Here is a 6155-nt window from a genome sequence, read left to right as displayed (position 1 = left end):
ACAAGACAATGTGGAGCGGTAGTTCAGTTGGTTAGAATACCGGCCTGTCACGCCGGGGGTCGCGGGTTCGAGTCCCGTCCGCTCCGCCACTGATAAGAGTCCCTAGCAGCAATGCTGGGGATTTTTTGTATCGGGTAAATTTATAAAAAGTTTTGGTCTGTGTGAAGGGAGTGGAATGGAGCCATTGGATCTTTTCTTTGGCTATCTGTTGGAGCACAGAATACAGAGATTGCGGTATGAGTGTTGTATTAAAATGATTCATCAGTAATAAAAAACCGATAGTGAATCACTATCGGCTTCTTTCTGCTATTTTCTTTAAAGAATTTGCTTTAATACTCGGTCAGCTTTAACACGCGTAATTCTTTTCATTAGTCGTTGTACGATGTCAGGATAACTATCGAGCTTCTCAATTTGTTTGTAGGTACAGACTAATTGCGTATGCTGTAAAATGTTATCCATCTCTTTACTAAATTTATCAACGAGATGTCCGTGTTTATCGTGGATAAGTAACGCGTTCTCTAAATCGAGTTTCCATGCTCTTGGGTTAAGATTATTGCCAGTGATCAGCATATAACGTTTATCTATCCAGATACCTTTTAGGTGGAAACTGTTGTCACCATCTTTCCATAAGTGAATCGACAGTTTTCGACTAGCGATATTGGCTTCATTAATCTTTGCAAAGCGACGTAGATTGAGTTCATAGAGATAAGGCAAACCGCCAATGGTTTTGAAATCTTGTGAAGGCGCTATATAAAAATCATTCGCAGTTTTGTCTCCGACAATAATATGAACGGTGACTCCTCGTTTAATCGCTTTTTTTACTTCTTTTGCCACGGAAGGCGGAAAATTAAAATAGGGTGTACAGATATAGATTTCTTGTTCAGCCTGAGCAAGTAGGTCAATCACAGTCTGGTTTAGATGATTTCGACGCTTACCAATACCAACAAGTGGAGTCACACCGACTTGATCGGCATTAATCGCTTGTGCCGAAAAGTCGTAGCTCGCTTCCGTAAGCATAGCGCGGAACTGACGAATATCGGTTTTGATCTCTTTTGTTTTTGGTCTATCAGCACAAGACAGCTCATTAACGGCTGGATGAGCCAATAATGTGTCTTGAATGAAGTTAACCATCGTATCAGCGAGAGATGGGTTATCTAAGGTATGGTAGCGATCGAATCGGTAACGTTCTTGATAGTGAAGATAAACGTTATTAATACTAGCACCACTATAGATTACTTGATCATCAATGATAAAGCCTTTGAGGTGTAACACGCCAAACACTTCTCTTCCGCGAACCGGAATGCCATGTACAGGGATAGCATGGGGGTAACGCTGTTTAAAGTCACAATACAGCGTTGCATTCCCTGCAGAGGCCTCAGCACCGATTAACCCGCGCTGAGCTCGATGCCAATCGACACAAATGTGAATGTCTAATCCTGGATTACGCTGTTTAGCGTTATAAAGTTCTGTGAGTATTTCCCGTCCGGCATCGTCGTTTTCTAGGTATAAGGCCACGATATAGATGCGTTTACTGGCTAGACGAATAGACTCAATAAGATGAGTACGAAACTCTTGAGCTGACAGCAATACATCAAACTTATTAGGATCTTGCGCAATAGTGGGCAGTTGTTCGACTGTATTTCTACGAGCAATCATAGTGATGCTTTACCTTACGTATGTGCAAAATTGCGAGCAGGGTATATTACCAAAATAACGTGAATGATAGCTATAAAAGAGCTCTATTCTTAACATAAGAAGTCATCTTTATACATCATCGGAATAAGAGATTTACCACTTGCTTGGTAGCGCGTAAGCAGGGTTCGCAATTCTGCAGGAAGCTGGTCTGGACGCTGAGTATAAAAATTACCAAGTGTATAAAAGGATGTCAGATGCGGATAAGCAAAACAATAGTCATTGTGTTTCAGTATGTTTTTTTTGCAGTAGATCAATAATGCTTGGCCAATCCCTTTTGAACGTTCCTCACTCACCACGGCCATTCCGGTCAATAATCGATAATCAGCAATTGAGCGAAAACGAACAACGGCTTTGATATGGTGGTTTTCATAAGCCGCGATGATCAGCTCATCACTTTTCGGTTTAGCTGATGGATAGTGCTGTTTATAAAAACGTTTAATCAGTGGTAGTTTTAGCGTCTCTACGTGCTCAAAGTGAAGAATTGGTATTTGCATCTGTCTTATCAAAGTATCTGTTGTAGAATAGCATGAGTTTTATTTAGGCAAAGAGTCTCATGCAACTACACCATAATGCAAATCTTAAGTCTTATCATACTTTCGGTCTTGATCAGACTTGCCAATATTTAGCGGTAATTGAATCTGTCGATGATCTGATTGTACTGCATCAATCTGATGAGTGGGCTGAGCGGCCGAAATTGATGTTAGGCAAGGGAAGCAATGTATTATTTACCGAGCCTTATCAAGGCTTGGTGATGGTCAATCGCCTGTTAGGTATTGAGCATAGACAAGATGCTGACTTTCACTACTTACATGTTGCCGGCGGAGAAGATTGGCCGAGGTTAGTTGAGTGGTCTATTCAGCAAGGTTTACCAGGATTAGAAAATTTAGCGTTGATCCCAGGCTGTGCTGGTTCTGCGCCCATTCAAAATATTGGTGCTTATGGCGTAGAGTTCAAAGCGGTTTGTCACTATGTTGACTACTTATGTTTAGCGAGTCTTACCATTAAAAGATTAAGTGTTTCTGAGTGTCAGTTTGGTTATCGTGACTCTATCTTTAAACAAGGTTTATACGGTAAAGCGCTTGTGGTTGCCGTGGGATTACGTTTAGCTAAAGATTGGCAACCTCTTTTGTCTTATGGCCCTCTCCAATCGTTGCCTGCGACTTGTTCGGCGGAAGATATTTATCATACCGTTTGTCAGGTGAGAAAAGATAAACTGCCAGATCCAGCCGTATTGGGTAATGCAGGCAGTTTTTTTAAAAATCCAGTGGTTGATCAAGCCGTGTTTGAGACTTTAAAAAAGCAGTGTCCAAATTTAGTCGCTTATCCTACAGAGCAAGGTGTTAAATTAGCCGCAGGTTGGCTGATTGAACAAGCGGGATTAAAGGGATATACGTTCGGTGGGGCACAAGTTCATCCTAAGCAAGCTTTAGTTATCATCAATAAGAATAATGCAACGGCACGAGATATTATTGGTTTAGCACAGCAAATTTGTAAGACGGTATACGATAAGTTTAAAGTCCCTCTTGAGCATGAAGTGCGCTTTATTGGTTCAGTCGCAGAAACCCACTTACAAGCGTTAATAGAGACGAAATAATGAAAGATCACAGTGTTAAGTTACGCTTATTAAAGATGCTCTCTGATGGGCATTTTCACTCTGGTGAGTCTCTGGGGAAATGGCTTGGCATGTCGCGAGCAGCCATCAGTAAACATATTCAAGGGATTCAACAATGGGGAATGGATATTCATCGGGTGCAAGGCAAAGGTTATCAGCTTGCTCGACCGCTGATGATGTTGGATGAGCATCGTATTCGTTCTCAAGTAACTAACCCCGTTGAATTGCATCCTATTATTGATTCAACCAATCAATATTTATTAGATAATTCGCACATGATCTCCTCTGGAATGGTTTGTATCGCTGAATATCAAAATAAGGGTCGTGGTCGCCGGGGGCGGCATTGGGTCTCGCCTTTTGGTTCTAACCTTTATTTCTCCATGTACTGGCGTTTAGATGCGGGTATGGCTGCCGCGATGGGCTTAAGCCTCGTCATTGGAGTTGCGATAGTAGAAGCACTTGAGGAAATGGGCCTTAATGGGATTAAATTGAAATGGCCGAATGATCTTTATTATCAAGATCGTAAATTAGCAGGAATTTTGGTTGAAATGTCGGGGCAAGCGGGCGGAGCGGCTCACTTAGTGATCGGTATCGGTATGAACCTGATTATGCAAGATGAAAATATAGCTATTGATCAGCCTTGGACCAGTTTGTCACAAGTGCTTGGTCAAGAGGATATCGATCGCAACCAATTGGTGATTAAACTTATACAAGCTCTAAATCGATCACTGGAGAACTATGAACAGTACGGCATGCAAGAGTTTGTTGAGCGTTGGAATCGGTTGGATAACTTTTTAGGTCGTCGAGTTCACCTCATCATTGGACCGAATAAAATTACTGGAATTGAGCGAGGTATTGATCAGAGTGGTGGTGTTTTACTTGAAACGCCTGAAGGAATAAAAAGTTATCTTGGTGGTGAGATTTCTTTACGCAAAGGTGATGACGAATAAGTTATTGCCTTTGAACGACCGATTAATGATGAAAAGCTTCTATCATAATAACTTGATATTAGAGTAGAAAATGACTTTTTAAAGTTGTGCTGTTTGAGCTTCACTAGATCAAGTCATTTTCAAGTCAACCAGAGTATCGCATTGTCTGATTTATTTGCGTAATAGTACTTCTTCAACACTATGGCAAAGCCCTTTCCTTAAAATTAATTGAGCTCGCTCTTTGGTGGGTAAAATGTTTTCTTGAAGATTTTTACCATTGATTGAGTTCCATATATGTTGCGCTTTGGCTTTCGCTTCTTGCTCAGTCAACTGTGTATAGTGATTGAAATATGATTCTGGCTTTTTAAAGGCCCCATGACGAAATTTCATAAAGCGATCGATATACCATTTTTCAATTAATTCAGCATCGGCATCAACATAGATAGAAAAATCTAAAAAATCAGAGATAAAGACCCGATGTGGATCATGAGGGTAATCCATGCCACTTTGTAATACATTTAATCCTTCAATAATTAAGACATCTGGCCGATCGACAATTTTCTGTTGAGAAGTGATATCGTAAGTTAAATGCGAGTAAATGGGCGCAGTAACATGAGGTTGTCCCGCTTTTACATCAGAGACAAACTGCACCAAGCGTCGAATATCGTATGATTCTGGAAAGCCTTTTTTATGCATGATATTCCGTTCATGCAAGATTCTATTAGGATACAGAAAACCATCAGTCGTGATTAACTCAACTTTAGGATGATTATCCCAACGAGAGAGCAATGCTCTCAATAAGCGAGCTGTCGTACTTTTACCTACCGCTACACTACCTGCAATACCGATTATAAATGGCGGTGCTTTCTCTGCATGACCTAAAAACTGGTTGAGAACAGTATTACGACTTTGTCTGGCCGCAACATACAAATTTAATAATCTTGCCAAAGGGAGATAAATTTCTACCGCTTCTTTCATCGTAAGGCTTTCATTAATACCTTGTAATTCTTGCAGATCATGTTCTGACAGAGTCATGGTGACTGAGTTACGTAACTCAGCCCATTGGTGACGAGCAAAAGACAAATATGGGCTCATAAAAGGTTCAGTCGTAGTATTAGAAGAAGCAGGCAACATACAATATGCTACTGAGATTGCAAATCAGAAACGCACGAGAATTGGCGATTAAGCAAAAAAATGAATAAAAAAACAGCGAATCAGCTCGGGCCGAATAAAAAATGCTTTTTTTTGCCGATTAGACTTGCAAGCGCTGAGATCATTCAATAGAATGCGCCCCACTTATGCCGACTTAGCTCAGTAGGTAGAGCAACTGACTTGTAATCAGTAGGTCACCAGTTCGATTCCGGTAGTCGGCACCATCTTCTTTAATCGGAAGATAAAAATTTGGAGGGGTTCCCGAGTGGCCAAAGGGAGCAGACTGTAAATCTGCCGGCTCCGCCTTCGATGGTTCGAATCCGTCCCCCTCCACCATATTGTAAAGGAAATAGCTCACAGAGTTACGTGTTGCGGGCATCGTATAATGGCTATTACCTCAGCCTTCCAAGCTGATGATGCGGGTTCGATTCCCGCTGCCCGCTCCACTCATTTTAGAGTGCTGATATAGCTCAGGTGGTAGAGCGCATCCTTGGTAAGGATGAGGTCGGCAGTTCGAGTCTGCCTATCAGCACCAGCTCTAAGCAAAGATTTCCTTTTACTATATAATTATTACCGAACTTTTTTTGGTTGCGTGGTCATAAACAAAGCCACATACATCCGTACCTAGAGGGACAACTCATGTCTAAAGCAAAATTTGAACGTACGAAACCGCACGTAAACGTTGGTACTATCGGCCACGTTGACCACGGTAAAACCACTCTAACAGCAGCTATCTGTACTGTACTTGCAAAAGTATACGGCGGTGA

General features: G+C 41.4%; 6 protein-coding genes and 5 tRNA genes. 8 read left to right on the top strand and 3 right to left on the bottom strand.

The window, feature by feature from the left end:
* Positions 1-12 precede the first annotated feature (12 nt).
* Positions 13-89, top strand: a tRNA-Asp gene (locus FKQ60_RS16960).
* Positions 90-315: 226 nt separating this feature from the next.
* Here the strand turns inward: FKQ60_RS16960 and pssA are convergent.
* Together pssA and FKQ60_RS16950 are read right to left on the bottom strand one after the other, a co-directional pair.
* Positions 316-1656: a CDP-diacylglycerol--serine O-phosphatidyltransferase gene (gene pssA, locus FKQ60_RS16955; protein WP_170906797.1), complete on the bottom strand. Its 1341-nt coding sequence runs from the start codon at positions 1654-1656 to the stop codon at positions 316-318.
* Between the two features lie 89 nt (positions 1657-1745).
* Complete coding sequence (locus tag FKQ60_RS16950; RefSeq protein WP_170905193.1) at positions 1746-2189, bottom strand: GNAT family N-acetyltransferase; 444 nt, start codon at positions 2187-2189, stop codon at positions 1746-1748.
* A 59-nt stretch (positions 2190-2248) separates the two neighbouring features.
* On the opposite strand from FKQ60_RS16950, the gene murB reads away from it, so the two are divergent.
* Both murB and birA read left to right on the top strand, forming a co-directional pair.
* Positions 2249-3289, top strand: coding sequence for a UDP-N-acetylmuramate dehydrogenase (murB, locus tag FKQ60_RS16945; protein ID WP_170906796.1), 1041 nt, complete (start codon positions 2249-2251; stop codon positions 3287-3289).
* Positions 3289-4257, top strand: coding sequence for a bifunctional biotin--[acetyl-CoA-carboxylase] ligase/biotin operon repressor BirA (gene birA / locus FKQ60_RS16940; RefSeq protein ID WP_170906795.1), 969 nt, complete (start codon positions 3289-3291; stop codon positions 4255-4257). The genes murB and birA overlap by 1 nt, the downstream gene beginning before the upstream one ends.
* Before the next feature lie 150 nt (positions 4258-4407).
* Here birA and coaA read toward each other — a convergent pair whose 3' ends face one another.
* Positions 4408-5331, bottom strand: a complete 924-nt coding sequence (coaA, locus tag FKQ60_RS16935) for a type I pantothenate kinase (RefSeq protein WP_040905856.1) — start codon at positions 5329-5331, stop codon at positions 4408-4410.
* 205 nt (positions 5332-5536) lie between these two features.
* On the opposite strand from coaA, the gene FKQ60_RS16930 reads away from it, so the two are divergent.
* From FKQ60_RS16930 to FKQ60_RS16910, 5 genes are all read left to right on the top strand, one after another.
* Positions 5537-5612, top strand: a tRNA-Thr gene (locus FKQ60_RS16930).
* 27 nt (positions 5613-5639) lie between these two features.
* Positions 5640-5724, top strand: a tRNA-Tyr gene (locus tag FKQ60_RS16925).
* 35 nt (positions 5725-5759) lie between these two features.
* Positions 5760-5834: transfer RNA gene (locus FKQ60_RS16920), tRNA-Gly, on the top strand.
* Between the two features lie 13 nt (positions 5835-5847).
* A tRNA-Thr gene (locus FKQ60_RS16915) sits at positions 5848-5923 on the top strand.
* Positions 5924-6027: 104 nt separating this feature from the next.
* Positions 6028-6155: GTP-binding protein (locus tag FKQ60_RS16910; RefSeq protein WP_249374306.1), on the top strand; the 128-nt coding region annotated here is incomplete at its 3' end.

Source organism: Vibrio sp. A11 (assembly GCF_013048705.1).
Taxonomy (GTDB): domain Bacteria; phylum Pseudomonadota; class Gammaproteobacteria; order Enterobacterales; family Vibrionaceae; genus Vibrio; species Vibrio metschnikovii.
The sequence above is the reverse complement of the archived record's forward strand: the minus strand, read 5'-3'. Positions and strand labels throughout refer to the sequence as shown.